Here is a 689-nt window from a genome sequence, read left to right as displayed (position 1 = left end):
GGCCAGCACATAGTCGCGCAGGCGAGGACCGGGCTGTTCGAAGGGCATTCCGTAGCGCCGCACCACATGTGTGCGTACCTGGGTGCCGATACCCAGACGAAATTTGCCACCCGTGGCTTCCTGGAGCTCCCATGCCGCGGCTGCCGTGACGAACGGACTGCGCGGAAAGGCAACGGCGACACCGGTCGAGAGAGCGAGGCCGGGCGCGGATTGAGAGGCGACCGCAGCGTTGAGATATGCGGTCCGGCCCGTTTCGGTGAGCAGCAGTCCGGAGAATCCGACGGACTGGGTGCGGCGCGCGAGGTCACCGATCTGTGACAGTGGTCGCGGAACGGTCATCACGTCGACGTACACGTGGGGAGCGTACGCGAGGCGACGGTCCACCAACGCGTAATGCGTTAGAAGTCAACCATTTCACGCTGTCGGACTCAGGCCTAGACTTGTCGGTATCAGGGCAGCCGGCGTCGTTACTACCAGCGCTAGGACCAGAGCTAGTTGCAACTGAAGGAGGGGGATCATGGTCAGGATTCACAGGGTCGAGCCGGGGGAGACGCTGTCGGCCTTGGCATTGCGGTTCTACGGGGACGCCGAGAGGTACCCCTTGATCGCCGCGGCGAGCGGAGTGCCCGATCCCGACGTCGTCAAAGTCGGGCAGCAGTTGCTTTTTCCCGACTACACGCGCTACACGG

At 63.9% G+C, this 689-nt stretch carries 2 protein-coding genes; one reads left to right on the top strand and one right to left on the bottom strand.

What is annotated here, in order from left to right; translation table 11 throughout:
• Window positions 1-354: LLM class flavin-dependent oxidoreductase (locus IMZ11_RS43060; RefSeq protein WP_228649401.1), on the bottom strand; the 354-nt coding region annotated here is incomplete at its 3' end.
• Between the two features lie 163 nt (window positions 355-517).
• Here IMZ11_RS43060 and IMZ11_RS46900 point away from each other — a divergent pair.
• On the top strand, window positions 518-689 hold a 172-nt coding region (locus IMZ11_RS46900), incomplete at its 3' end, for a LysM peptidoglycan-binding domain-containing protein (protein WP_228649403.1).

The organism is Microtetraspora sp. AC03309, assembly GCF_020826795.1.
Taxonomy (GTDB): domain Bacteria; phylum Actinomycetota; class Actinomycetes; order Streptosporangiales; family Streptosporangiaceae; genus Microtetraspora; species Microtetraspora glauca.
This window is presented reverse-complemented; position numbering and strand designations above follow the sequence as displayed.